Source organism: Amycolatopsis sp. NPDC003731, assembly GCF_053586895.1.
Window position 1 is genome coordinate 1 of record NZ_JBSFNC010000078.1, and the last position, 24,034, is coordinate 24,034.

Sequence of the window (24,034 nt, forward strand, 5' to 3'; positions counted from 1 at the left end):
CCCCGCCGGCGGTGGCGTCGGCGAAGCGGTCGAGCACCCGGCGACACCGCGGGCCGGGGGGCCTCGCTCAGGCTTCGAGTTCGCGGGCTTTCGGCCGGTAGCCCAGCCGTCCCCGGGTGGCGATGAGCAGGACCAGGGCCACCGCCGTCGAGGCGAGCAGGAATGCGTGGGTCGTGTCCTGGGCCCGCAGCGACGGGAACATCTCCGACCAGGCGATCGAGAAGAAGTTGTTGACGCTCGTGTGCAGCAGCATGGCGAGCGGCAGGCTCTGGCCGGTGCGGTTGAACACCCATGTCATGATGATGCTGAAAGTCACGCAGGTGGCGACGAACTCGATCGGCGTCAGCCAGGTGACGTCCGGCCAGCCACCCCACTCGCTGAAGAACAGCGGCAGGTGCCACACGCCCCACAGCGGGCCGAGGATCAGCGTGCCGCCGAGCGGTCCGTAGCGCTGCTGGAGGCGGGGCAGGGCGAAGTCGCGCCAGCCCGGTTCCTCCGCGAGTCCGGTCGTCACCATCTGCAGCAGCAGGCCGGGCAGGTAGGCCACCAGCGTCGCCACGGCCGGGGCGAGGGGAGTCTGCTCGGTCAGCGCCATCGTGGCGATCGTGAGCAGGGCCGGCACGCTGAGCACCACCGCCACGTACCAGAACCAGTGGACCCGCCACTTGAACAGCCGCGCGGTCCACCGGCGGAGGCCGGTGCGTCCGTCGGCGAGGGCGGTCACCAGGAACGCCGCGGCGATCGGGCCGAGGTAGGCGCCCGGCAGGACGCCGGCGAACTGCGCGGTGCCGAGCAGCTCCGGGAACCGGAAGTGGAGGACGCCCAGTCCGTTCTCCGACAGGATGTACGGCGTCCACGCGACCCAGCTCAGCAGGTTGGCCAGGGCGAAGAACCAGGTCAGCGGGTGCCTGCGGAGGCTGTTCCGCAGCCTGCCCCCGCCACCGGTCCGCTCTTCGATGTCCACTCGGGTTGCCACCACACTGTCCCTTCGGGAGTTGCTCTTCCGATGGGAAAAGCACACCAGCCGAAGGCGGCCGGGTCATTCCCGCGAGCACCCGAAGCGGGGTAGCGCAGGCGCTACCGGCGGCGGTAAGCCATCCCGGCCGCCACCGCACCGGCCAGCGCTCCGGCCCCCAGCACCGATGGCACGCCGATCTTCGCGGCCTTCCGGCCGGTCCGGAAGTCCCGGATCTCCCAGCCCCGCGCCCGGGCGACGTCGCGCAGCCCGCCGTCGGGGTTCACCGCGACCGCCGTGCCGACCACCGACAGCATCGGGATGTCGTTCGCCGAGTCCGAATACGCCGTGCAGCGCTTCAGGTTCAGCCCCTCGCGCGAGGCCAGGGCCCGCACCGCGTGCGCCTTGGCCCGCCCGTGCAGCAGGTCACCCACCAGGCGGCCGGTGTACACACCGTCGCGGGTCTCCGCGACCGTGCCCAACGCGCCCGTGAGACCGAGCCGGCGGGAAATGATCGCCGCCAGCTCGATCGGGGTCGCCGTCACCAGCCACACCCGCTGGCCCGCGTCCAGGTGCATCTGGGCCAGCGCGCGGGTTCCGGACCAGATCTTGTCCGCCATCAGCTCGTCGTAGATCTCTTCGCTGATCGACGTCAGCTCCGCCACCGTGCGGCCGGCCACAAAGGACAGTGCGCGCTCGCGGTGGGTCTTGATGTCCTCTTTGTTCTCCCGGCCGCCGAGGCGGAACTTGATCTGGCCCCAGACGAACCCGGCCAGGTCCGACGACGTGAAGAACTTGCGCGCGGCCAGGCCGCGGGCGAAGTAGAAGATCGACGCGCCCATCATCATCGTGTTGTCGACGTCGAAGAACGCGGCCGCGGTCAGGTCCGGCGGCGCGGGCGGGGCCGGGGGTTCGGACAGGGCGTGCGCGGCCTCCGCCGACGCCTCGCCCGCCAGCGCGGCGAGCCGTTCGAGCTCCTGACTCTTGTCCTTGCCACGCCAAGCTGACACGTACACCGCCTCCACGTCTCCTTCGCACAGCGTAGCGAGCCGCCCACCGCGCCCTCGCAGGTGTGGGCCGGACCTCAGCCGATGATGATCGGCGGAAGCCCCGGCAGGAGCGGCGGCAGCGAGATCAGCGGGGGCTGGGACGTCGTCGTGGTCGGCGCCGGCGGGCGGGACGTCGTCGACGGCTGGCCGAACACCGGGGGCGGGGTCACCCCGCCGGTCGGTACCGGGATGCCCGGGGTCGCCGCGGCGTCCGACGGCGGCAGCTGCGTGCCCGTCGGCGTCGGCGTCGTGCTCTCCTGCGACGAAGGCGCGACCGACGCCGTCGGCTGCTCCCCGGCCGCCGGAGCGGGCCGCTGGGTGCACTCGCCGGTCGCCGGGAGCGGGCCCAGCTCGTCCGCCGCGCCGGTGGTGATCTGGTAGCAGTTCATCCGCGCCACCAGGCCGCTCGCCCGCTCCTGGACCTTGCTGAGCAGGTCGCGGACGTCGCCGAACACCGGGGCGGCGTCCGCCGGGAGCGGCAGCGCGGCCAGCCGGGCCGCCTGGTTGCGGGCCCACAGCCGGACGTCGGACAGCGCCTGCGTGCCGCCGCCGTCGGTGGTCGCCACGGTGGACAGCTGGGCGACGCCGGCCCGCAAGTCGGCGGCGAAGTCGTCGTACGCGGTCCGGTAGTCGGCGGCGCTCGCGTCTTCCGCCGCCAGCTCGCCGAGCTCGGTGATCCGGTTGGTGGCGAACTCGAGGTGCTTGCGCGCCTTCTCCTGGTCACCGAACGTCAGGCCCAGCGCGGTCGACTCGCCGGCGCGCTTGACGCCGTACAGCGGGTCACCGGGCAACGCCGTGCGCGAGAGCACCAGCGTCAGCCCCGAGAGCACGAGGAAGAGGAAGAGCGCGGCGGCCACCAGGTCGGCGGTCCGCGGCCGCCACCTCCGACGCGGGGTGGTGGCCGCCGCCGTCTCCAGGCGGCCCGCGATCTCCGCCCGGATCCGCTGCCGCGTCTCCAGGTCCGGTGACCCGGCCGCGCCGAGGTCGCGCAGGGCGCCGACGATCGCGAGCTCGTCGGCGAACTCCCCGTCCCGGCGGACCGGCGACGGTTCCAGGGCACGCGCGAACCGCTCGCTCTCGGCTCGCTCACGCGCAAACCTCACGGCGCTGCTCTCCATCCCGGGCTTCGGCCGGCCTGACACCGGTCTGCGTGGGGTAACGATCCAGAAGCCGCCAGGGTTACCGGTTTCGGCCGACGAACGGAAAAGTTCGCGGGTTCAGCGCAATCCGGTGGGCAGGAGTTGTGCCAATCGGCGTACCGCGCGGTGCTGGAGCGCCTTGATGGCGCCTTCGTTGCGGTTCATGATCTCGGCCGTCTCGGCCACCGACAAGCCCTGCAGGAACCGCAGGACGATGCATTCGCGCTGGTCCTCGCCCAGTTCGGCGACGCAGCGCAGCAGCTCGGCCCGGGTGGCGCGGCTGATCGCCTCCTGCTCGGGGCCCACCTGGGCGGTCGCGCCGACGCTGAACGGCGCCGAACCCGGCTCGGTGACCTCGTCGGTGACCACCTCGAGCTTGAACCGGCTCGACTTGACGTGGTCGAGCACGAGGTTGCGGGCGATGGTGACGAACCAGGCGCCGACGTCACGTCCCTGGTAGCTCACCGACGTGATGCGGCGCAGCGCGCGCAGGAACGTCTCGCTGGTGACGTCCTCGGCGAGGTCGCGGTCGCCGAGGCGGAACAGCACGTACCGGTAGACGACGTCGACGTAGCGGTCGTAGAGCCGGCCGAACGCGGACGAGTCGCCGTCCTGCGCGGCCCGCACCAGGTCCCAGGCCTCGGCCTTCGCCGCCTCGGCGCGCTCGTCGTCGGCCGCCTGCCTGCTCAGTGGCACGGACGGCGCCCGTCCGAAGACGCGCTCGGCGAACATGAAGACGGGCCCACGGCTCACGGCGGTCGGCACGGTCATCGGGCGGCACCTCCGGCGGTGGCTTCGGCCCAGCGGGCCACGGTACCCCCGGAACGGCGGCGAGCAGGGATCGGCCGGCTCGCATGCCCCACGACCTCGTGGGCAGGCAAGTTCCTCACGGCGACTCCCTCTCTCCGGCCGCGGCGGTGATCAACACCACCGGCGCGACGCAGTGCAGCATACGTGTAGTTACCGCTAAGTAGGTAGTGGTTCCGGGGTTGCGCAGACGCGACGCTCGCGGTCAGCACCCATGACGTCGCTTCAGATGACAGACTTGCAACGGTTGACGCCGGGCGAGAAGAGGTGGGTCGCGGGTGAGTGCTCCAGAAGGGACGCAGCCGGGGGTCGGCGGGCTGCTCACACGGGCCGCGGCGACGTGGCCGGAGCACCCGGCCGTGGTCGAAACCGGCACCGGGCGCAGCCTGACCTACCGCGAGGCCGACGCGGCCGCCCAGGCCCAGGCCCGCCGGCTGGCGGACGCCGGGGTCGGCCCCGGCGACCGGGTGGGGCTGCGGCTGCCGACGTCGGTGGACTTCGTCATCGCCTTCTTCGGCGCGCTGCGGGCGGGCGCCGTGGTCGTCCCGCTGTCGCCGCAGGTGCCCGGGCCCGAGCTCGAGAAGCTCCTCGAGCACAGCGGCGCGAAGGTCGTCGTCCAGCGCGACGCCGAGGGGGATCTCCCCGACGGCGTGAGCGGTCTCACGCCGGGGGGTGACCCGGACGGAGGAGGGGATTTCCCCGACACCGGCCGGGCCGGCGAGGACATCGCGGTCATCTCGTACACCTCGGGCACGACCGGCCCGCCGCGCGGGGTGATGCTGTCGCACCGCGCGCTGCTGGCGAACCTCGAGCAGATCAGCGCGGTCGAGGGCGTGCTCGAGCAGGACGACCGGGTGCTGATCACCATCCCGCTCTTCCACGTCTACGGCCTCGGGCCCGGCCTGCTGCAGGCCACCGCGGTCGGCGCGACGGCGGTGCTCTCCGAGCGCTTCGAAGCCCAGCGCACGCTGGACGACTGCGCCGAGCACCGCGTCACCTCGATCACCGGCGTCCCGACGATGTACGGCGAGTTCGCCGCGTTCGGCGCCGACGAGCTCCGCCGCGGCCTGGCCACCGTGCGCCGGATGACCTCGGGCGCCGCGCCGCTGCACCCGAAGGTGCTGACGGCCATCCGCGAGGCCACCGGCCTCGACGTCTACGAGGGCTACGGCCTCACCGAATGCGCGCCGGTGGTGACGTCGACGCTGGTCACCGGCTACCCGAAGCCCGGCTCGGTCGGGCGGCCGCTGCCCGGGATCGAGCTGCGGCTGGTGGACAGCGACGGCACCGACCAGGCCGTCCCGCTCGACCCGGACGACGTCGACGACGTCTTCGAGGCCGAGGGCGAGACCGGGCTGGTGTCGATCCGCGGCGCCAACCTCTTCTCCGGCTACTGGCCCGACGGCGGCCACGGCCCGGACGACGAGGGCTGGTTCCGCACCGGCGACGTCGGCTACCTCGACACCGACGGCGACCTGCACCTGGTCGACCGGGCCAACGACCTGATCATCGTCAACGGCTTCAACGTCTTCCCGCGCGAGGTCGAGGAGGTCATCGGGCAGCTGCCCGAGGTGGCCGAGGCCGCGGTCGTCGGCGTCGTCGACGAACGCAGCGGCGAGGCGGTGAAGGCGGTCGTGGTGCCGTCGGCCGGGGCGGCGCTGTCCGAGCAGCAGGTCGTCGACCACTGCGCGGCCCACCTGGCCGGGTACAAGGTGCCGCACCTGGTCGAGTTCGCCGAGTCGCTGCCGCACTCGGCCACCGGGAAGCTGCGCCGCCTGCGGCTGCGGTAGGAAGGACGGCATGGCGCACGAAGTGACGGTGCTGGGCCGGGACGGCTGCCACCTCTGCGAGGTCGCGGAAGCCGAGGTCGCGCGGATCTGCGGGGAGCTCGGCGTGGCGTGGAAGGCCGAGGACGTCGACACCGACCCGGAGTGGCGCGCGGAGTACGGCGACCGCGTCCCGGTGATCCTGGTCGACGGCGCCGAGCACGGGTACTGGCGCGTCGAAGAGGACAGGCTGCGGCGCGCGCTGCAGCCGTAACCGGCTCGTAAGGGCGATCGAGCAGCCGCTTCACGTCTTCGCTCCGAAGATGGAGACGTGAGCACTCTGCAAGAAGCGCCGCCCGAAGCGCCCCGGCGGCTCTCGCTGCCGGTCGCGACGCTGATCGGCCTCCTCGCGCTGGCCGCCGCCCTCGGCGTCGGGCACCTGGTCGCGGGCTTCGTCGGGTACACGGCGTCGCCGTTCATCGCGGTGGCGAACTACGTCATCGACCACAGCCCGACCGCGATCGTGAAGTGGGCCGAGCGGACGCTGGGCACCTGGGACAAGCCGGTGCTCAAGCTCGGGCTCGCGGTGGTGCTGGTCCTGTTCGCGCTGCTCGCCGGCCAGCTCTCGCGCCGGACGCCGCGGGCCGGGCAGATCCTCGTCTTCGTGCTCGGTGCCGCCGGGGTCGCGGCCGTGTTCGCACGCAGCGACCTCGGGCAGGTTTCGCTGCTCGCGCCGGTCGCCGCTCTGGTCGCCGGGCTCGCGGTGTTCACCTTCCTGCACCGGCTCGCGCTGCCCGTCGACGTCGGGCCGGACCGGGGCTTCGACCGGCGGAAGTTCCTGCGCGCCGGGGTCGGCGTCGCCGCGGGGTCGGGCCTCGCGGCCGTCGTCGGCCAGGTCGCCGGGACCAGCTCGAACGCCGAGGACTCGCGGGCCGCCGTCGGGCCGCTCGTGCCCGCGCGCACCGCGCCGCCACTGCCCGCGGACGCCGACTTCGCGAAGCTGGGCTCACCGCCGTTCCTCACGCCGAACGCGGACTTCTACCGGATCGACACCGCGCTGGTCGTGCCGCAGATCCGCACCGAGGACTGGAGCCTGAAGATCCACGGGATGGTCGACCGCGAGGTGACCTTCTCCTACGCCGACATCCGCAACCGGCCGCTGGTCGAGCGCCGGGTGACGCTGACCTGCGTGTCCAACGAGGTCGGCGGGCCGCTGATCTCGAACGCGTCCTGGATCGGCGTCGACCTGGTGGACCTGCTGGACGAGGCCGGGGTGCAGGCGGGCGCGGAGCAGATGTTCGCGACCAGCGTCGACGGCTGGACGTGCGGGACGCCGGCGAACGTCGCCCTCGACCCGGCCCGCGGGGCGATGCTGGCGATCGGCATGAACGGCGAGCCGCTGCCGGTCGAGCACGGCTTCCCGGCGCGGATCGTCATCCCCGGCCTCTACGGCTACGTGTCGGCGACGAAGTGGGTCGAATCGCTCGAATTCACCAAGTGGGACGCCCGCCAGGCGTACTGGCTGAGCCGCGGCTGGGCCGAGCAGGCGCCGATCAAGACCGAGTCCCGCATCGACACGCCGAGCGGCTTCGCGGGCGTCACGGCGGGCAAGGTCCGGCTGGCCGGCACGGCGTGGGCGCAGCACACCGGGATCGCGAAGGTGGAGGTCCGGCTCGACCAGGGCGAATGGCGGGAAGCGACGCTGTCGGCGGAGGTGAGCAAGGACACCTGGCGGATGTGGTGGATCGAGCTGGACGTGCCGAAGGGGACGCACCAGGCGTCGGTCCGGGCCACCGACTCCGGCGGCTACACGCAGACGGAGAACCGCGCGGACCCGGTCCCGGACGGCGCCACCGGCTGGCACTCGGTCACCCTCGACGCCCGCTGACCGCCCCAAGCGCCTCGGCCCGGTGCCGCGAATGACTCATTCGGGACGTCCGAGGCCGCGAATGAGGCATTCGCGGCAATGGGGCGCGACCGATCGGGACTGGCCGCTCGCAGCGCGGGACCGGCCGTTCGCCGCGCCGCCGCGGGGACGTCGCCGGGCGGCAGTCGATCACCGCCCGGGTGGACGAGCGCCGGAAGTGCCTGGCGGACAAGGATTCTGACGCCGCGTCATGATCGTACGGTCGTCGGAACCGCCTCCGACCAGTGACTTTGTGCGTGCGTTCACAAGTGGTCTACCGTAGGAGCGTCGCCCGGGACGGGCCGGTATCGAACCGGACTCCGGGGCCTGGGTCAAGACACAGTTCCGAATGGCGATGGCCGCCAGACGTGCACAGCGGGCAGGAGAACTACGGCGTGGTGACACAGCGGGGGAGGCGCGACGCGGCGGACTCCCCGGGCCGGGCGCCCCGGCGGCCCCGCCGTCCGGCCGGCCCCGACGCCGACAACGCCCCCACCGCCGAGATGCCCGCGGTACCCGCCGGTGAGCCGGGCCGCAACGGGGATGCCCCCGAGGCCGTCCGGGCCAAGTCGATTCCCGAAGCCGCCGTCGCGCGGCTCGCCGTCTACCTCCGCGTATTGTCCGGAATGTCGGAACAGGGTGCGACCACCGTTTCGAGCGAAGAACTGTCGCAGGCCGCCGGCGTCAATTCCGCGAAGCTGCGCAAAGACCTCTCCTACCTGGGCTCCTACGGCACCCGCGGTGTCGGTTACGAGGTCGGCGTCCTGGTCAGCCAGATCGAGCGCATCCTTGGCCTGACCCGCCAGCACAAGGTCGCCGTGGTCGGGATCGGCAACCTGGGCCACGCGCTGGCCAACTACGGCGGCTTCCCGGGGCGCGGCTTCCCGGTCGAAGCGCTGTTCGACCTGGACCCGGACCTGATCGGCGTGCCGGTCGGGGGCCTCCCCGTCTCGCACATGGACGACATCCCGCGGATCTGCGCCGAACGGGGCATTTCCATCGGCGTGATCGCCACTCCGCCCACCGCCGCGCAATCGGTGTGTGACCGCCTGGTCGCGGGCGGTGTCCAGTGCATCCTCAACTTCGCCCCGGTCGTTCTGCAGGTTCCTGCTCACATCGAGGTCCGCAAAGTGGATTTGGCCGTGGAGCTGCAGATACTCTCGTTCCATGTGGCCCGCCGAGCGGATGACGCCGCTGGCAATCAGGGCAATTCCGGATTACCTGCGGGCGTACTGCCGTCCGAAAATGGGAACGGCAGGCGGAACGGCTCGGGACCGGACGGCGGACGGGAAATGGTGGTGCGCTCATGAGCGTGTTGGCGGTCGGTCTTTCGCACCGGAGTGCGGAGCTGAGCACGCTGGAACGCGTCGCGGTGCCCGCGCCCGAGGTCGGCAAGGTCCTCGACGAGCTGCAGCAGGCCGAGCACGTCAGTGAGGTCATGCTGGTCTCGACGTGCAACCGGATCGAGGTCTACGCGGTCGTCGAGACCTTCCACGGCGGCCTCAACGACGTCTCCGAGGTGCTCGCCCGCCAGGCCGGGATGGCGCCCGCCGAGCTCTACGACAGCCTGTACGTCCACTACGCCGGTGCCGCCGTCGAGCACCTGTTCTCGGTCACCTCGGGCCTGGACTCGATGGTCGTCGGGGAGACGCAGATCCTCGGCCAGATCCGCGGCGCCTACGCCACCGCCCGCGAGGCCGGCACTGTCGGCCGCACGCTGCACGAGCTCATCCAGACCACGCTGCGCGTCGGCAAGCGCGTGCACAGCGAGACCGGTCTCGACCAGCTCGGCGCGTCGGTCGTCTCCGAAGCCCTCGCCGCGGCCGGGGACGTCACCGGCAAGCACGCCGTCATCGTCGGTGCCGGCTCGATGGGCGCGCTGAGCGCCTCGCAGCTGCGCAAGGCCGGGATCGGCGAGATCACCGTCGCCAACCGCACCGACGCCCGCGCCCGCCGCCTCGCCGCGAACGTCACCGAGCAAGGCGTGCCGGCCCGCGCGATCCCGCTGTCCGCCGTCGCCGACGCGGTGCGCGACGCCGACATCGTGATCTGCTGCACCGGCGCGCAGGACGCCGTCTTCGCCCCGGAGCACGTGCTGCCGCGCGGTGGCCGGGAGCTCGTCGTCTGCGACCTGGGCCTGCCTCGGGACGTCGACCCGGAGGTCGGCGAGCTGGCCGGCGTCCGGGTGGTCGACCTGGCCACCATCCAGCGCCGGATGCGCGAGGCGGGCACGCCGACCACCGAGCGCCAGACGGCCAGGGCGACCGGGATCGTCCTCGACGAGGTCCGCGACTACCTCGCCGGGCAGCGCAGCGCCGAGGTGACGCCGACGGTGACCGCACTGCGCCGCCGCGCGGCCGAGGTCGTCGACGCCGAGCTGCTGCGCCTGGACCACCGCCTGCCCGGCCTGGACGGCGCCGTCCGCGAAGAGGTCGGCCGCACGGTCCGCCGGGTGGTCGACAAGCTGCTGCACGCGCCGACGGTGCGGGTGAAGCAGCTGGCCGCCGAGACGGCCGACACCGACTACGCGAACGCGTTGCGTGAACTGTTCTGCCTCGACCCGCAGGCGCCCGCCGCGGTGGCGAGCCCGAAGCCCCCCTCAGAGAAGAAGTAGCAGTGACCAGAGTCATTCGCATGGGTACGCGCGGTTCGAAGCTCGCGCTCGCCCAGACCGGGACCGTCGCCGACGCCCTGCGCGCCACCGGCGCCGAGGTCGAGATCGTCAAGGTGACCACGCCCGGTGACCAGTCCTCCGCGCCGATTCCCACGATCGGGGTCGGCGTCTTCACGTCGGCGCTGCGGGAGGCGTTGCTGCGCAACGAGGTCGACGTCATCGTCCACTCGTACAAGGACCTGCCGACCGCCCCCGAACCGGGCATCTCGCTGGCCGCCGTGCCCCCGCGCGAGGACCCGCGGGACGCGCTGGTCGCCCGCGACGGGCTGACGCTCGGTGAGCTGCTGCCGGGCGCGAAGGTGGGCACGGGCTCCCCGCGGCGCACCGCGCAGCTGCGGGCGCTGGGTCTCGGTTTGGAAATCGTGCCGATTCGCGGCAATATCGACACCCGCATGCGCAAGGTGTCCGACGGCGAGCTCGATGCCGTGGTGCTCGCGCGTGCCGGACTGGCCAGGATCGGCCGGGCCGAGGCGATCACCGAGACCCTCGACCCGATCCAGATGCTGCCCGCGCCCGCGCAGGGTGCGCTCGCGGTGGAGTGCCGGGCCGCCGACGTGGACCTCGAGCAGCTGCTCCGGTCCACTTTGGACGACGAGGGCACGCGGGCCGCGGTGACGGCCGAGCGTTCCCTGCTGGCCGCGCTCGAGGCGGGGTGCAGCGCGCCGGTGGGCGCGCTCGCCGAGGTCGTCGAAGACCTCGACGCCGAGGGCAAGGTCGTGGAACGGATCTCGCTGCGCGGCACCGCCGCCGCGGAAGGCGAGAACGGCGCGGTGGACATGGTCCGGGCCTCCGCGCTGGCCGACAAGGACCAGGCCGCCCAGCTGGGCAAGGACCTGGCCGCCGAGCTGCTGGACCTGGGCGCCGGAGCACTCTCCGGACCCGCGCAGTAGCGCTCTCGCGAGCGCTTCGAAGAGACGTGTAGGAGACCTGCGTCCGTGCATTCGCGCACGGTCGCCGCAAGAGGAGAAACGCACAGATGACCCCCGCGCGAAAGACCACCGGGCGCGTCGCGTTCGTGGGCTCCGGCCCCGGCGACGCCGGCCTGCTCACGGTCCGTGCCCAGGAGCTGCTGACCAAGGCCGAGGTCGTGGTGACCGACCCCGACGTCCCGCAGGCCGTGCTGGCCATGGCCGCCGAAGGCGCCGAGGTCCGGCCCGCCGTCGGCGAGGCCGCCGAGGTCGCCAAGGACCTGACCACCGAGGCCAAGGCCGGCCGGCTGGTGCTGCGCCTGGTCGCGGGCGACCCGCTGACCACCCCGGCTGTGGTGGCCGAGGTCCAGGCGGTCGCGCGCACGAGCGCCGTGTTCGACGTCATCCCGGGCGTCTCCCCGGCCGCGGCCGTCCCGGCGTACGCGGGCGTCGCGCTGGGCGGCACGCACACCGAGGTCGACGTCCGCGGCGACGTCGACTGGGCGGCCCTGGCCGCCGCGCCCGGCCCGCTGGTGCTGCACGCGACGTCGGCGCACCTGGCCGAGGCCGCGTCGGCGCTGACCGGCAACGGCGTCCCGGCGTCCACCCCGGTCGCGGTCACCGCGAACGGCACCATCAACACCCAGCGGACCCTCGACACCACGCTCGAGAAGGTCGCCAACGACGCGGGCGAGCTCGTCGGGCCGCTGATCGTCACGATCGGCCAGGCCGCCGGCCACCGCTCGAAGCTGTCGTGGTGGGAGTCGCGCGCGCTGTACGGCTGGAAGGTCCTGGTGCCGCGCACCAAGGAGCAGGCCGGCGAGATGGCCGAGCGCCTGCGCGGCCACGGCGCGACCTCGCACGAGGTGCCGACGATCTCGGTCGAGCCGCCCCGCAGCCCGGCGCAGATGGAGCGCTCGGTCAAGGGCCTGGTCGACGGCCGCTACCAGTGGATCGTGTTCACCTCGACCAACGCGGTCCGCGCGGTGTGGGAGAAGTTCGAGGAGTTCGGGCTCGACGCCCGCGCGTTCTCCGGCGTGAAGATCGCCTGTGTGGGTGAGTCGACCGCGGCGAAGGTGCGCTCGTTCGGCATCATCCCGGAGCTGGTCCCGTCGGGCGAGCAGTCGTCCGAGGGCCTGCTGGCCGAGTTCCCGCCGTACGACGACGTGCTGGACCCGGTCGACCGCGTGCTGCTCCCGCGGGCGGACATCGCCACCGAAACGCTGTCGGCCGGCCTGCGCGAGCGCGGCTGGGAGATCGACGACGTGACGGCGTACCGGACCGTTCGGGCCGCCCCGCCGCCCGCCGAGACCCGCGAGATGATCAAGACCGGCGGCTTCGACGCGGTCTGCTTCACCTCGTCCTCGACCGTGCGGAACCTGGTCGGCATCGCCGGCAAGCCGCACACCCGCACGCTGGTCGCGTGCATCGGCCCGAAGACCGCGGAAACCGCGGTCGAGTTCGGGCTGCGCGTGGACGTCCAGCCGGAGAAGGCGGACGTGCCGCACCTGGTGGACGCCCTGGCCGAGCACGCGGCTCGGTTGCGTGCGGAGGGTGCGCTGCCGCCGCCGCGGAAGGCGAAGCGGGCGCGCCGCTCCTGAGGTTCTCGACGTCGAAGGCCGCCCCGGTCGGGGCGGCCTTCGGTCGTTTCAGCGGTCGTTGGTCTCACGCCACTTCAGGTAGCCGGCCACCGAGGCGGGGACGTCGAACCGGGGCTTGAAGCCCGTGTCCTCCGTGAGCCGCGAGATGTCCAGGTACGGGCCGTTCGAGCCGCCCGGCTGGAGGGTGGCGCCCAGCGCCGACGCGAACTCGCCGTAGGTGAACGGGCGGCCGCTCGACACGTTGTAGACCTCGTGGTTCAGCGTCGGTGCCGTCGTCAGCAGGGCGATCGCGCGGCCCGCGTCCGGGGCGTAGCAGACGTCGCCGCCGTCATCGGTGTGCAGGTGCGAGGTTCCGGTGTTGACCAGCGAAGGGATCGGGCAGAACGGCGACTCCGGGTCCACCAGCGGGCCCCAGATCGTGCCGATGCGCAGCACCACCGGCTGGATGCCGCTGCCCGCCAGGCTGTGCGTCGTCAGCGGCTCGACCGCCTTCTTGTACGCGATGATCAAGTGCGGCAGCGACGCCGTCGGCAGGGGGAGGTCTTCCGTCCACGGGACCTCGGGACGGCCGATGTACACGCCGAGGCTGCTCGCGACCGCGAACCGGCGGACGCCCCACGCGCGGGCCGCGGTCAGCGCGTTCAGCAGCCCCGCGGTGTCCGTGCGGAAGAACTCGACCGGGTCCTCGCCGGGGATGCTGCCGGCGAGGTGGACGATGTCGGTGATGTCGTGGCGCGAACCCAGCGCCAGAACGGCCTCGCGATCGGTGACGTCGAGGGCCTCCACCGTGACGCGGCCGGCCAGGAACGAGGGGACCTCCGTGCGCCGGTGGGCCGTCACGACCACGTCGTGGCCGAGGTCGAGGAGCGCGCGGGCGGTGTGGGCGCCGATCATGCCGAGCCCGCCGGTGACGAGGATCATCGCGCCAGGCTAAGGACGCCGTCCCGGGGTTTCTTGAACGAATCGCGCAGGAAGGGCAGGTAGGACGCCGAGTGGTCGTGGCCGCAGGCGCACTCCTCGACGCTGCCGCCGAGCAGCTCCCGCGGGGTGAGCCCGGTCAGCCGGAGGCACTCCCGGCCGAGGTGAGCCTGGTCGGCGTACCCGGCGTCGGCGGCGAGCCCGGCCGGGCTGCCGGCGCCCGCCTGGGCCAGCGCGAGGAAGCCCTGGAACCGGAGCGTCCGCTGCAGGACCTTCGGCGCGACGCCCACCGCGCGCAGGCAGCGGCGCCGCAGCTGGCTGGGGGAGAGCGCGAGGTGGCCGGCCAGGGTGTCGATGTCGACCGGGCGCCACGGCATCAGCAGGCGCACGGCTTCGGCGACCAGCGGGTCCACCGCTGCCACGGGCAGCCGGGCCTGGAGGACCTCGAGGGCGTGCTCCGGGGACGCGGTCGCGGCGACGGCTTCGGCCAACCGGTCGTCCCCGAGGTCGACGTGCTGGTCGACCAGCTCGTCGAGGGGTACCGGCAGCGTGGGCGCGGCACCCGGGTGGAACCGGACGCCGACGAGGGTCGTGCGGGCCGGGATGACCTCGAGCCGGGCCGCGGTCAGCGGGCCCAGCAACCGGGGGCGGCCGCCGAGGGGGACGTGCAGCTCGGCGCCGCCGGTCGGCAGGTGCCGCTGGAGGTACGGATCGTCGCCGGTGCGCTGGAACCAGACCGTCCGCACGAAGGGCGCCAGCCGCGGCACGGGCAGGCGTTCGACGTACTCGGTCACCCCCGTACCGAATCGCCCGCGCGAACCGGCGTCAAGCGCACCCTTGCGGAACTCCGGCAAAAGCCGCGGGAGTACCTTGGGAGGGGTGTTCCCCGAGCATCGTCCCCGCAGGCTTCGCACCACACCGGCCATGCGCAGGCTGGTGGGCGAAACGACACTGCGGCCACGCCAGCTGATCCTCCCGATGTTCGTCGCCGAAGGGATCGACGCGCCGCGGCCGATCTCGAGCATGCCCGGCGTCGTCCAGCACACGCGCGACACGCTGCGGAAGGCCGCCGTCGACGCGGTCAACGCCGGGGTCGGCGGGCTCATGCTGTTCGGCATCCCGGCCACGCGGGACGCCGAGGGCTCCGGCGCGGTCGACGAGAAGGGCATCCTCAACGTCGCCCTGCGCGACCTGCGTCACGAGCTGGGCGACGCCACCGTGCTGATGGCCGACACCTGCCTCGACGAGTTCACCGACCACGGCCACTGCGGCGTCCTGGACGCCGACGGCGGGGTCGACAACGACGCCACCCTGCGGATCTACGCCCAGATGGCGATCGCGCAGGTCGAAGCCGGGGCGCACGTGCTCGGGCCGTCCGGGATGATGGACGGCCAGATCGGCGTCATCCGCCGGGCGCTCGACGAGGTCGGCCACAAGGACGCGGCGATCCTCGCCTACTCCGCGAAGTACGCCAGCGCGTTCTACGGCCCCTTCCGCGAGGCCGTCGACTCGCAGCTCAAGGGCGACCGCAAGACCTACCAGCAGGACCCGGGCAACGGCCGCGAGGCGCTGCGCGAGATCGAGCTGGACCTCGCCGAGGGCGCGGACATGATCATGGTCAAGCCGGCCCTGGCCTACCTGGACGTCATCAAGGCGGCGGCGGACATCTCCCCGGTCCCGGTGGCGGCGTACAACATCTCGGGCGAGTACGCGATGGTCGAGGCCGCCGCGGCGAACGGCTGGCTCGACCGCGAGCGGACGGTCCTCGAGGTGCTGACGTCGATCCGCCGCGCGGGCGCGGACATGATCCTCACCTACTGGGCCGCGGAAGCCGCTGCGTGGCTGGACTGACGGGCTAGAGTCCTCGCGTGGCAGAGAACGACGACCTGACCGGTCTGACCGACGACGAACGGCGCAAGCAGGGCCGCTCGCCCGACCCGGTGCTCCCCGGCGAGAAGGCGCCCAAGGCGACTCCGCCGCGCCCGGTGGCCGTGTCGTTCTGGCTGTGGCTGGCCGGCGGGGTGGTGCTGATCCTCGGGTACGTGCAGTTGATGGCCGGCAAGTCCGCGGTCATCGACCGGTACGTCGAGGGCACCAAGGACCCGAAGATCACGCCGCAGATGATCGCGGACGGCGTCACGGCGATGCTGTGGTTCCTGCTCGTCGGGTCGATCGTGTTCACGCTGCTGTTCCTGCTGTTCGCGTACAAGGCCCGCGAAGGCACCCGCTCGGCCCGGACGGTGCTGACCGTCCTGCCGATCGTGATGGTGCTGCTGATCTTCACGTTCGCGCCGGTGCTGACGTACCTGACGCTGGTCGCGGTGCTGCTGTTCGTGATCGCGCTGGTGCTGCTGTACCTGCCGTCGGTGAGCGGCTACTTCCCCAAGGTCGGCAAGAAGCTGTGAGGCTGTACGCCGAGTCCGGCGTGAGCTGGGCGGCGATCGGCTGGGGTCCGGTGTTCGCGCTGGTGGGTGCGCTCGCGGAGCTGGCGACGGGCGGTCCGGTGCACGTGGTGGGCTGGCTGCTGGTCGGCTTCGGCCTGTGCGTGATCACGATGCCGTGGGTGTACGCCCGGCGCCGGTTCCTCTCGGTGGAAGTGACTTCCGAGCAGCTGCGCCAGGGCCGGGAGAAGGTGCCGGCGGCGGAGATCGCCTCGGTGACGGACGTCGGGACACCGGTGGGCGCGCGGGTGCTCGGCGGCGGCTGGTCGGTGCCGCGGAAGTACGACTCGCTGCCGGTCGAGCTGGCGGACGGCACGGTGGTCCTGGCGTGGGCGAAGGACGTCGAGGCCCTGCGGGACGCGCTGGACCGGCTCGTCCGGGCGACGCCGCGCGAAGCATGAGGCCGGCCGGGTAGGTGGGGTGGGCCGGGTTGTGTCGGTTGTGCTCGGCTTTGTCGCGCCTCGCGCGCCCTGCCCCGCCCCTGGGCGCCCCCGCCGCGCCGGGCGCCCCCTGCCTCGCGCCTCGCGCCCCCGGTGCGGGAGGCGTAGGAGCCGTCGGCTCGCTCCGCGGTTTCCGTCGCCGAAGTCCTGCGGGACGCGCTGGACCGGCTCGTCCGGGCGACGCCGCGCGAAGCATGAGAAAATCGCCGGCGTGATCGACCTTCCGCAGCCCACCGGGGCCGAACTCTGGCCGCCGGAAGAACCCGGCCCGCCCGCGAGGCTGCACAAACCCTGGCGGACGCTCGTCGCCGTCGTGGAGGTCGTGCTCGCCGTGCTCGCCGGGTGGGTGGCCTACCTGTGCTGGCACGACAGCGTCGCCACCGTCGTCACCCGGACCGATGACGGCGCCGTGCTCGAGTCGCACCGGTTCTTCGGGGGCCTGCTGGCCGCCGCCATCGGGCTCGGGACCGTGGCCGCTCTGCTGCTCGTCGACGCGGTGCGTCAGCTCGCGCTCGCCATCCGTGCCCGGAGCCCCAAGCCGAAGGCCTGATACACAGCTCGCGCACAGGCAACGAACAGTCAATTGCTAAGCACCCGCACCAAAGTTGCCGCATGACGCGCGTGCGTGCCTCGAAGGCATGGGTGATCAACGGAGCTCTGGTCGTACTGCTGGCCGGGGCGGGATTCGGGATATACCAGGCATTCAGCCCCGAACCGAGCTCGGCGCAGGCGCAGTCGCGCAGCACCCCGGTCCGCCGGGCGACGGTCACCGAGACCGTCTCCGCCGCCGGGACGCTGGCCAGCAGCTACACCGGCGCGGCGAACTTCGCGACGGCCGGCAAGGTCACCTCGATCGACGTCAAGGTCGGTGACGACGTCAGCGCCGGGCAGAAGCTCGCCACCGTCGACAGCACCCAGGCATCGAAGCAGCTTCAGGTCGCGAAGGCGAACCTCGCCGTCGCGCAGGACGGCCTGGACACCGCGGAAACCGCCGAAGCCACGCCGACCACCGGGCAGAACAGCCAGAACGCCCAGACCAACGCGGCCAACAACGTCACCTCCGCGCAGGCGAAGCTCGACCAGGCCGAGCTGGACGTCCAGACCGCCCAGCAGGCGCTCGACAACACCGTGCTGTACGCGCCCGGCGCCGGCACGGTCACCGCCATCAACGGCACCGTCGGGCAGCAGTCCTCCAGCGGCTCCTCCGCCACGGCGCAGTCGTCGAGCAGCAGCGGCAGCGGCCAGGGCGGCCAAGGCTCGTCGAACTCCAGCTCCGCCGCGTCTTCGTCGTCCGGCAGCAGCTCGGGGTTCATCACCATCACGAACCTGACCGGCCTGGTCGTCGACACCTCGGTCGCGGAGATCGACGTCAGCAAGGTCAAGGCGGGCCAGAAGGCCACGGTGACGCTCAACGCGCTGCCGGACAAGCCGATCCAGGCCACCGTGTCGAGCATCAACCTCACCCCGACCACCAGCGGCAGCGTCGTCTCCTACGGCGCGCAGCTGGCCCTGGCCGGCCCGCCGGACGGGCTGCGGCCCGGCCAGTCGGCGAGCGTGGTGATCACCGTCGCCGAGGCGGACGACGCGCTGAGCGTGCCGGCCGCGGCCGTGCAGACCGTCGGCAGCACCAACCTCGTCACCGTGCAGGAAAACGGGCAGAACGTCACGCGCCAGGTGCAGGTCGGGCTGCGCGGCGAGTCGACCGTCCAGATCACCTCCGGGCTGACCGAAGGCGAGAACGTCGTGCTCACCGCGACGGCCTCGACCGGGACCACCGGCGGCACCGGGCGCACCGGCGGCACCGGTGGCACCGGCGGGTTCCCCGGCGGCGGGACCGGCGGGTTCCCGGGCGGCGGCCAGCGCGGCACCGGCGCCGGCGGTGGTTTCGGCGGCCGCGGGTGAACCCGGTGATCGCGGTCTCCGGACTGCGCAAGACCTACGGCGCCGGCGAGACCGCCGTGCACGCGCTGCGTGGCGTCGACCTCACCGTGTGGCCCGGCGAGTACGTCGCCATCATGGGCGCGTCCGGCTCGGGGAAGTCCACCCTGCTGAACATGCTGGGCTGCCTCGACGTGCCGACGTCCGGCCGGTACCTCCTGGACGGGTTCGGCGTCGGGAAGCTGAACGAACGGCAGCTGGCGTTGCTGCGCAACCGGAAGATCGGCTTCATCTTCCAGTCCTTCAACCTGGTGCCCCGGACGTCCGCTTTGTCCAATGTGGAGCTTCCGCTCGTCTACAGTGGACTGCGCCGCTCGGAGCGACGCCGGCGCGCGCTCGCCGCGCTCGACATGGTCGGGCTGTCCGACCGGGCCAAGCACCTGCCGAGTGAGCTCTCCGGCGGCCAGATCCAGCGCGTCGCCGTGGCGCGGGCGCTCGTCACCGGCCCGGCGATGCTGCTGGCCGACGAGCCCACCGGCAACCTCGACCGGCGCAGCACCGAGGACGTCCTCGGCGTCTTCGACCGGCTCAACGCCCTCGGCCGCACGATCGTCGTCATCACCCACGAAGACGAGGTCGCCGAGCACGCGCACCGCGTGGTTCGCGTCGACGACGGCTTGATCGTGTCGGACGAAGTCACGCGCGCGGTGGGGGCGGTCTCGTGAACCTCCTCGAAATCCTGCGGTTCGCCGTGCGGGGGCTCACCGCGAACAAGCTGCGCTCGGCGCTGACCACGCTCGGCATCACGATCGGCGTCGCCGCGGTGATCCTGCTGGTCGCGGTGGGCAACGGCGCGTCGGCGGCGATCGCGGCCAGCATCCAGGGCCTCGGCACCAACGTCGTCAACGTCTCCCCGGCCCGCGGCGGCGGCCAGGGCGCGACCGCGCGGCCGCTGACCGTCCAGGACGCGCACGCGCTCGTCGACCCCGTCGGCGCCCCCGACGTCAAGGCCGCCTCGCCGGTGGTCAACACGACGGCGACCGCGACCTACGGGCAGACGTCCTACGACATCTCCAGCGTCGCCGGCACCGAACCGGCGTACTTCACCACGACGAACCGCGAGCTCGCCCAGGGCCAGCTGTTCACCGGCGAGGACGTCACGGCCGCGCGGAAGGTCGTCGTGCTCGGCCCGACGACCGCGGAGTCGATCTTCGGGACGGCCGACCCGGTCGGCAAGAACGTGCTGCTGAACAGCATCCAGTTCACCGTGATCGGGGTGCTGCAGGCCAAGGGCAGCACGGGCCTGCAGAACGCCGACGACGTCGCCATCGCGCCGATCTCGGCGGTCCAAAACTCCCTGGCCGGGTACGGCAGCCTCAGCCAGATCGCCGTCCAGGCCACCAGCGCCGACGCCGTCTCGCTGGCCCAGTCCGAGATCACCGCCATCCTCAACGCCCGCCACGGCATCCGGCTCGGCGGCACGCCGGACTACCAGATCCAGAACTCCGAGCAGCTGCTCGCGACGCGGACGTCGGCGACCGAGACGTTCACCGTGCTGCTGGCCGCGGTCGCGGCGATCTCCCTGCTGGTCGGCGGGATCGGCGTCACGAACATCATGCTCGTCACGGTCACCGAGCGGATCCGTGAGATCGGCATCCGCAAGGCCATCGGCGCCCCGCGTGCGGCCATCCTCGGCCAGTTCCTCGCCGAAGCGACCATGCTTAGCCTGTTCGGCGGGCTGCTCGGCGTCGCGATCGGGCTGATCGGCAGCCGGTTCACCATCTCCGGGATCAAACCCGTGGTGGTGCCCTCGTCGATCCTGCTCGCCTTCGCGGTATCCGCCCTGATCGGGCTGTTCTTCGGCAGCTTCCCGGCGAACCGGGCCGCCAAGCTGAGGCCCATCGACGCCCTGCGTCACGAATAAGGAGTCTTCGATGTCTTCGTCCACCACGACCCCGCCGAACGCGGAGGACATCATCGCCAGCCCGGCGGTCGAGGGTGATCTCAACGCCGAAATGCGCCAGGCCGCGAAGCCGTTCTCCCGCACCACGCTGGTGCTCGCTGGGCTCGTCGTGCTCGCGATCGCCTTCGGTGGCGGCGCCTGGACGCACGCCGCGTTCGGCTCGTCCTCGTCGACGCCCACCCGGCCGGCGGGCGGCACCCAGAACGGCCAGCAGGCCGGCGCGGGCCAGCAGGGCGGCGGGTTCCGCGGCGGCCGCGGCACCACCGGCACGGTCGACCGCGTCGACGGCACCACGGTGTACGTCAAGACCGCGCAGGGCGACGACGTCAAGGTGTCCACATCGGACTCGACCACGGTCGGGATGACCCAGCAGGGCAAGCTCTCGGACCTCAAGCCGGGCGCGACGGTCGTCGTCCAGGGCCAGGCCGGCAGCGACGGGACGGTGGCCGCGCAGGCCATCACCCAGCAGGCCGCGCGCTAGTTGAGGACGACGATCGCGGCGTTGAGCGCCGTCGCGTAGAAGATCCAGGCGAGGTAGGGCACCAGGAGCGCGGCGGCGGCCTTCGACCGCCGGCCGAACAGGACGATCGTCACCGCCACGACGACGTCCAGCAGCACGATGTCGGCCAGCGCGATCCGGGCCGCGCCGCTCTCGAAGAACAGCGGTGTCCAGAGCAGGTTGAACAGCAGGCCGATGCCGTACGCGGCGAACCCGCGGGTCTCGCCGTCGGTCCGCCAGTACAGCCAGCCGGCCACCGCGATGGTGACGTAGAGCACCGTCCACACCGGACCGAACAGGGACGGGGGCGCCGCCCACGACGGCTGCTCGAGCCGGGCGTAGACCTCGCGCGCCGACGTCGCCGCCAAGCCGCCGACCACGGCCACCACGGCGACGACCCCCGCGAACCCGGCCAGCATCAGCCACTGGTTGCGGTGCGGGGCGCGTTCGGTCACCGGCTGTTCCCCTCCCGGGCGGCTGCCCGCCATCCTATGCGGGTTTGGGACACTGGACCGGTGAGCACTGGAACCGAGCAGTCCAAGGCATGGTTCGACCGCGCGAAGACGGCCATCCCCGGCGGGGTGAACTCGCCGGTGCGGGCGTTCAACTCGGTCGGCGGGACCCCGCGCTTCATGGTCCGCGGCGAGGGCCCGCACCTGTGGGACGCCGACGGCAACCGGTACGTCGACCTGGTGTCCTCCTGGGGCCCGATGATCCTGGGCCACGCGCACCCGGCGGTGGTCGAGGCGGCGCGCACGGCGGCGACGTCCGGGCTCTCGTTCGGCACGCCGACGATCGGCGAGGTCGAGCTGGCCGAGGAGATCATCGGCCGGGTCGAGCCGGTCGAGCAGGTCCGGCTGGTCAACTCCGGCACCGAGGCCACGATGAGCGCGATCCGGCTGGCCCGGGGGTTCACCGGCCGGTCGAAGATCGTGAAGTTCGCCGGGTGTTACCACGGTCACGTCGACGCGCTGCTCGCCCAGGCCGGCTCCGGCGTCGCGACGCTCGGGCTGCCGACGTCGCCGGGCGTCACCGGGGCGCAGGCGGCGGACACGCTGGTGCTGCCCTACAACGACCTCGACGCCGTGCGGAAATCCTTTGTGGACAACCCGGGCGAAATCGCCGCGGTGATCACCGAGGCGGCGGCCGGGAACATGGGCGCGGTGGCGCCCGCCGACGGCTTCAACGCGGGGCTGCGCGAGCTGGCCCACGAGCACGGCGCGCTGCTGATCATGGACGAGGTGATGACCGGGTTCCGCGTCTCGCACGCGGGCTGGTTCGGCCTCGAAGGCGTGGCCGGCGACCTCTACACGTTCGGCAAGGTGATGTCCGGCGGGCTGCCGGCGGCGGCCTTCGGCGGCCGCGCCGACGTGATGGCCAAGCTCGCGCCGGGCGGCCCGGTCTACCAGGCCGGGACGCTGTCCGGGAACCCGGTCGCGGTGGCCACGGGTCTCGCGACGCTGCGGGCGGCCGACCACGCCGTGTACGCGGCTCTCGACGCCAACGCGAAGCGCCTCGGCAACCTGTTCCACGCCGCGCTGAGCGAAGCCGGGGTTGCGCACAACGTCCAGTACGCGGGCAACCTGGTGAGCGTGTTCTTCGGTGAGGAGCCGGTCCGCGACTACGTCGGCGCGCAGGCGTCCGAGACGTGGCGCTTCCCGCCGTTCTTCCACGCGTTGCTCGACGGAGGCGTGTACGCGCCGCCGAGCGCGTACGAGGCCTGGTTCGTCAACGCGGCCATGGACGACGAAGCGTTCTCGGTGATCGAAGCGGCTCTGCCCGCGGCGGCGCGCGCGGCGGCTGGGGCCGTCCAGTGACCACCGTCGTCCACATGCTGCGGCACGGCGAAGTGCACAACCCGACGAAGATCCTGTACGGCCGTCTGCCTGGCTACCGGCTTTCGGAGCGCGGGCAGCGGCAGGCGCTGACGGTCGCCGAGGCCGTCGCGGGGCACGACCTCGTGCACGTCGTCGCGTCGCCGTTGCAGCGGGCGCAGGAGACGGCGGCCCCGATCGCCGCCGCGCACCGGCTCGACATCGCGACCGACGACGGGCTGATCGAGGCGGGCAACCAGTTCGAGGGCCTGCAGGTGGCGGTCGGCGACGGCGCGCTGCGGGAGCCGAAGCACTGGCCGAAGCTGGTCAACCCGTTCAAGCCGTCGTGGGGCGAGCCGTACATCGAGATCGCGCACCGGATGCTCGGCGCGGTCCACCGGGCCCGCGAGGCGGCTGCCGGGCACGAGGCCCTGTGCGTGTCGCACCAGCTGCCGATCTGGACGTTGCGGCGGTTCCTCGAGGGCAAGCGCCTGTGGCACGACCCGCGGCGCCGCCAGTGCTCGCTGGCGTCCCTGACGTCGCTGGTGTTCGAGGGCGACGAGCTGCGCGAGATCGTCTACAGCGAGCCCGCGGGCGCGACCGACCCGAAGGTGACCGGGGCATGAAACGGCTGGTCGTGGGCTTGGTCGCGGCGCTCGCGCTGGCCGGCTGCAGCACGGGCAAGGACGCGGTGGTCCAGGGCAGCAGCTTCAGCTTCGTCTCGCCGGGCGGCAAGGTCGACATCACCTACGACGTCGCCCAGCGCCAGACGGCCCCGGTTCTGGCCGGCGAAGACCTGATGAACGAGGGCAAGCAGCTGTCGCTGGCGGACTACGGCGGCAAGGTCGTGGTGCTGAACCTGTGGGGCCAGTGGTGCGGGCCGTGCCGCACGGAGGCGCCGGAGATGGAATCGCTGGCCAAGCAGGGCGTCCAGGTGGTGGGCATCGACGTCCGCGACCCGTCGCGCGAGGTGGCTCAGGACTTCGTGCGGGACCGCGAGCTGACGTACCCGTCGATCTACGACCCGGACGGCCGCGTGCTGCTGAAGCTGAGCGGCTACCCGCGGAACATCATCCCGTCGACGATCGTCCTGGACAAGCAGCACCGCGTGGCGGCGGTGTTCCTGCGGCCGGTGCTGGCCCAGGACCTGCTCCCGGTGACCCAGCGGCTGACCGCGGAAGCCTGATCGGGGCAGGTGCCGACCGAGGAAGTGCTCCAGGACCAGCCGCACCGCCGGGTCGTCCGGATCGGCGACACCGTCCGCCGTCCGGTGCAC

25 protein-coding genes are annotated in these 24,034 nt (G+C 72.5%); 18 read left to right on the plus strand and 7 right to left on the minus strand.

What is annotated here, in order from left to right:
• Nucleotides 1-67: 67 nt before the first annotated feature.
• The 4 genes from ACWDN5_RS27985 to ACWDN5_RS28000 all read right to left on the minus strand — a co-directional run bounded on the left by ACWDN5_RS27985 (nt 68) and on the right by ACWDN5_RS28000 (nt 3,914).
• Nucleotides 68-976 (minus strand): CPBP family intramembrane glutamic endopeptidase, encoded by a 909-nt coding sequence (locus ACWDN5_RS27985; RefSeq protein WP_310967922.1) that lies wholly within the window; start codon nt 974-976, stop codon nt 68-70.
• Nucleotides 977-1,077: 101 nt separating this feature from the next.
• Nucleotides 1,078-1,965 (minus strand): HAD family hydrolase, encoded by an 888-nt coding sequence (locus tag ACWDN5_RS27990; protein WP_310967921.1) that lies wholly within the window; start codon nt 1,963-1,965, stop codon nt 1,078-1,080.
• A 74-nt stretch (nt 1,966-2,039) separates the two neighbouring features.
• On the minus strand, nt 2,040-3,107 hold the full coding sequence (locus ACWDN5_RS27995; RefSeq protein ID WP_449678373.1) for a DUF5667 domain-containing protein: 1,068 nt from the start codon (nt 3,105-3,107) through the stop codon (nt 2,040-2,042).
• Nucleotides 3,108-3,221: 114 nt separating this feature from the next.
• Nucleotides 3,222-3,914 carry a sigma-70 family RNA polymerase sigma factor gene (locus ACWDN5_RS28000; RefSeq protein ID WP_310967919.1) on the minus strand — a complete coding sequence of 231 codons (693 nt, stop codon included), beginning with the start codon at nt 3,912-3,914 and terminating at the stop codon, nt 3,222-3,224.
• Nucleotides 3,915-4,228: 314 nt separating this feature from the next.
• On the opposite strand from ACWDN5_RS28000, the gene ACWDN5_RS28005 reads away from it, so the two are divergent.
• The 7 genes from ACWDN5_RS28005 (at nt 4,229) to ACWDN5_RS28035 (ending at nt 12,805) form a co-directional block, all read left to right on the plus strand.
• On the plus strand, nt 4,229-5,740 hold the full coding sequence (locus ACWDN5_RS28005; RefSeq protein ID WP_449678374.1) for an AMP-binding protein: 1,512 nt from the start codon (nt 4,229-4,231) through the stop codon (nt 5,738-5,740).
• A gap of 10 nt (nt 5,741-5,750) precedes the next feature.
• Nucleotides 5,751-5,990, plus strand: coding sequence for a glutaredoxin family protein (locus ACWDN5_RS28010; protein ID WP_310967917.1), 240 nt, complete (start codon nt 5,751-5,753; stop codon nt 5,988-5,990).
• Nucleotides 5,991-6,047: 57 nt separating this feature from the next.
• Entirely contained in the window at nt 6,048-7,604 is a 1,557-nt protein-coding gene (locus ACWDN5_RS28015; RefSeq protein ID WP_449678375.1) for a molybdopterin-dependent oxidoreductase, read from the plus strand.
• A gap of 413 nt (nt 7,605-8,017) precedes the next feature.
• Nucleotides 8,018-8,932, plus strand: a complete 915-nt coding sequence (locus tag ACWDN5_RS28020) for a redox-sensing transcriptional repressor Rex (protein WP_449678391.1) — start codon at nt 8,018-8,020, stop codon at nt 8,930-8,932.
• A complete protein-coding gene (locus ACWDN5_RS28025) occupies nt 8,929-10,236 on the plus strand; it encodes a glutamyl-tRNA reductase (RefSeq protein WP_449678376.1) in 1,308 nt (435 codons plus the stop codon). The genes ACWDN5_RS28020 and ACWDN5_RS28025 overlap by 4 nt, the downstream gene beginning before the upstream one ends.
• A gap of 20 nt (nt 10,237-10,256) precedes the next feature.
• Nucleotides 10,257-11,186, plus strand: a complete 930-nt coding sequence (gene hemC, locus ACWDN5_RS28030; protein ID WP_310967914.1) for a hydroxymethylbilane synthase — start codon at nt 10,257-10,259, stop codon at nt 11,184-11,186.
• Between the two features lie 86 nt (nt 11,187-11,272).
• On the plus strand, nt 11,273-12,805 hold the full coding sequence (locus tag ACWDN5_RS28035; protein WP_310967913.1) for a bifunctional uroporphyrinogen-III C-methyltransferase/uroporphyrinogen-III synthase: 1,533 nt from the start codon (nt 11,273-11,275) through the stop codon (nt 12,803-12,805).
• A 48-nt stretch (nt 12,806-12,853) separates the two neighbouring features.
• Here the strand turns inward: ACWDN5_RS28035 and ACWDN5_RS28040 are convergent, their stop codons facing one another.
• Together ACWDN5_RS28040 and ACWDN5_RS28045 are read right to left on the minus strand one after the other, a co-directional pair.
• On the minus strand, nt 12,854-13,726 hold the full coding sequence (locus tag ACWDN5_RS28040; protein WP_449678377.1) for an NAD-dependent epimerase/dehydratase family protein: 873 nt from the start codon (nt 13,724-13,726) through the stop codon (nt 12,854-12,856).
• Nucleotides 13,723-14,517, minus strand: coding sequence for a DUF6597 domain-containing transcriptional factor (locus ACWDN5_RS28045; RefSeq protein ID WP_449678378.1), 795 nt, complete (start codon nt 14,515-14,517; stop codon nt 13,723-13,725). The genes ACWDN5_RS28040 and ACWDN5_RS28045 overlap by 4 nt, the downstream gene beginning before the upstream one ends.
• An 85-nt stretch (nt 14,518-14,602) precedes the next feature.
• On the opposite strand from ACWDN5_RS28045, the gene hemB reads away from it, so the two are divergent.
• The 8 genes from hemB to ACWDN5_RS28085 all read left to right on the plus strand — a co-directional run bounded on the left by hemB (nt 14,603) and on the right by ACWDN5_RS28085 (nt 20,926).
• Nucleotides 14,603-15,574 (plus strand): porphobilinogen synthase, encoded by a 972-nt coding sequence (gene hemB, locus ACWDN5_RS28050; RefSeq protein WP_310967910.1) that lies wholly within the window; start codon nt 14,603-14,605, stop codon nt 15,572-15,574.
• A 17-nt stretch (nt 15,575-15,591) separates the two neighbouring features.
• Nucleotides 15,592-16,128: a hypothetical protein gene (locus tag ACWDN5_RS28055; protein WP_310967909.1), complete on the plus strand. Its 537-nt coding sequence runs from the start codon at nt 15,592-15,594 to the stop codon at nt 16,126-16,128.
• Complete coding sequence (locus ACWDN5_RS28060; protein ID WP_310967908.1) at nt 16,125-16,565, plus strand: hypothetical protein; 441 nt, start codon at nt 16,125-16,127, stop codon at nt 16,563-16,565. Before ACWDN5_RS28055 ends, ACWDN5_RS28060 begins: the two co-directional genes overlap by 4 nt.
• Before the next feature lie 250 nt (nt 16,566-16,815).
• Nucleotides 16,816-17,154, plus strand: a complete 339-nt coding sequence (locus ACWDN5_RS28065) for a hypothetical protein (RefSeq protein ID WP_449678379.1) — start codon at nt 16,816-16,818, stop codon at nt 17,152-17,154.
• 62 nt (nt 17,155-17,216) lie between these two features.
• A complete protein-coding gene (locus tag ACWDN5_RS28070) occupies nt 17,217-18,506 on the plus strand; it encodes an efflux RND transporter periplasmic adaptor subunit (RefSeq protein ID WP_449678380.1) in 1,290 nt (429 codons plus the stop codon).
• A complete protein-coding gene (locus tag ACWDN5_RS28075) occupies nt 18,503-19,207 on the plus strand; it encodes an ABC transporter ATP-binding protein (protein WP_310967905.1) in 705 nt (234 codons plus the stop codon). The genes ACWDN5_RS28070 and ACWDN5_RS28075 overlap by 4 nt, the downstream gene beginning before the upstream one ends.
• Nucleotides 19,204-20,406: an ABC transporter permease gene (locus tag ACWDN5_RS28080; protein ID WP_449678381.1), complete on the plus strand. Its 1,203-nt coding sequence runs from the start codon at nt 19,204-19,206 to the stop codon at nt 20,404-20,406. The genes ACWDN5_RS28075 and ACWDN5_RS28080 overlap by 4 nt, the downstream gene beginning before the upstream one ends.
• A 10-nt stretch (nt 20,407-20,416) precedes the next feature.
• Nucleotides 20,417-20,926: a hypothetical protein gene (locus ACWDN5_RS28085; protein WP_449678382.1), complete on the plus strand. Its 510-nt coding sequence runs from the start codon at nt 20,417-20,419 to the stop codon at nt 20,924-20,926.
• On the opposite strand, the gene ACWDN5_RS28090 is transcribed toward ACWDN5_RS28085, so the two are convergent.
• Nucleotides 20,923-21,399, minus strand: coding sequence for a TspO/MBR family protein (locus ACWDN5_RS28090; protein ID WP_449678383.1), 477 nt, complete (start codon nt 21,397-21,399; stop codon nt 20,923-20,925). The two genes, ACWDN5_RS28085 and ACWDN5_RS28090, sit on opposite strands and share 4 nt — an antisense overlap.
• A 60-nt stretch (nt 21,400-21,459) precedes the next feature.
• Here ACWDN5_RS28090 and hemL point away from each other — a divergent pair, with 60 nt between their 5' ends.
• From hemL to ACWDN5_RS28105, 3 genes are read left to right on the plus strand one after another with little or no spacing between them, the layout of a single operon-like run.
• Nucleotides 21,460-22,761 carry a glutamate-1-semialdehyde 2,1-aminomutase gene (gene hemL, locus ACWDN5_RS28095; protein WP_310967901.1) on the plus strand — a complete coding sequence of 434 codons (1,302 nt, stop codon included), beginning with the start codon at nt 21,460-21,462 and terminating at the stop codon, nt 22,759-22,761.
• On the plus strand, nt 22,758-23,384 hold the full coding sequence (locus ACWDN5_RS28100) for a histidine phosphatase family protein (RefSeq protein ID WP_310967900.1): 627 nt from the start codon (nt 22,758-22,760) through the stop codon (nt 23,382-23,384). The genes hemL and ACWDN5_RS28100 overlap by 4 nt, the downstream gene beginning before the upstream one ends.
• Nucleotides 23,381-23,944 (plus strand): redoxin domain-containing protein, encoded by a 564-nt coding sequence (locus ACWDN5_RS28105; RefSeq protein WP_310967899.1) that lies wholly within the window; start codon nt 23,381-23,383, stop codon nt 23,942-23,944. Before ACWDN5_RS28100 ends, ACWDN5_RS28105 begins: the two co-directional genes overlap by 4 nt.
• Nucleotides 23,945-24,034 lie beyond the last annotated feature (90 nt).

Coding starts and splice junctions, on each gene's coding strand:
- ACWDN5_RS28000 (WP_310967919.1), bottom strand. CDS start 3,914: ATGACCGTGCCGACCGCCGTGAGCCGTGGGCCCGTCTTCATGTTCGCC.
- ACWDN5_RS28010 (WP_310967917.1), top strand. CDS start 5,751: ATGGCGCACGAAGTGACGGTGCTGGGCCGGGACGGCTGCCACCTCTGC.
- ACWDN5_RS28025 (WP_449678376.1), top strand. CDS start 8,929: ATGAGCGTGTTGGCGGTCGGTCTTTCGCACCGGAGTGCGGAGCTGAGC.
- hemC (WP_310967914.1), top strand. CDS start 10,257: ATGGGTACGCGCGGTTCGAAGCTCGCGCTCGCCCAGACCGGGACCGTC.
- ACWDN5_RS28035 (WP_310967913.1), top strand. CDS start 11,273: ATGACCCCCGCGCGAAAGACCACCGGGCGCGTCGCGTTCGTGGGCTCC.
- ACWDN5_RS28040 (WP_449678377.1), bottom strand. CDS start 13,726: ATGATCCTCGTCACCGGCGGGCTCGGCATGATCGGCGCCCACACCGCC.
- ACWDN5_RS28070 (WP_449678380.1), top strand. CDS start 17,217: ATGACGCGCGTGCGTGCCTCGAAGGCATGGGTGATCAACGGAGCTCTG.
- ACWDN5_RS28085 (WP_449678382.1), top strand. CDS start 20,417: ATGTCTTCGTCCACCACGACCCCGCCGAACGCGGAGGACATCATCGCC.
- ACWDN5_RS28105 (WP_310967899.1), top strand. CDS start 23,381: ATGAAACGGCTGGTCGTGGGCTTGGTCGCGGCGCTCGCGCTGGCCGGC.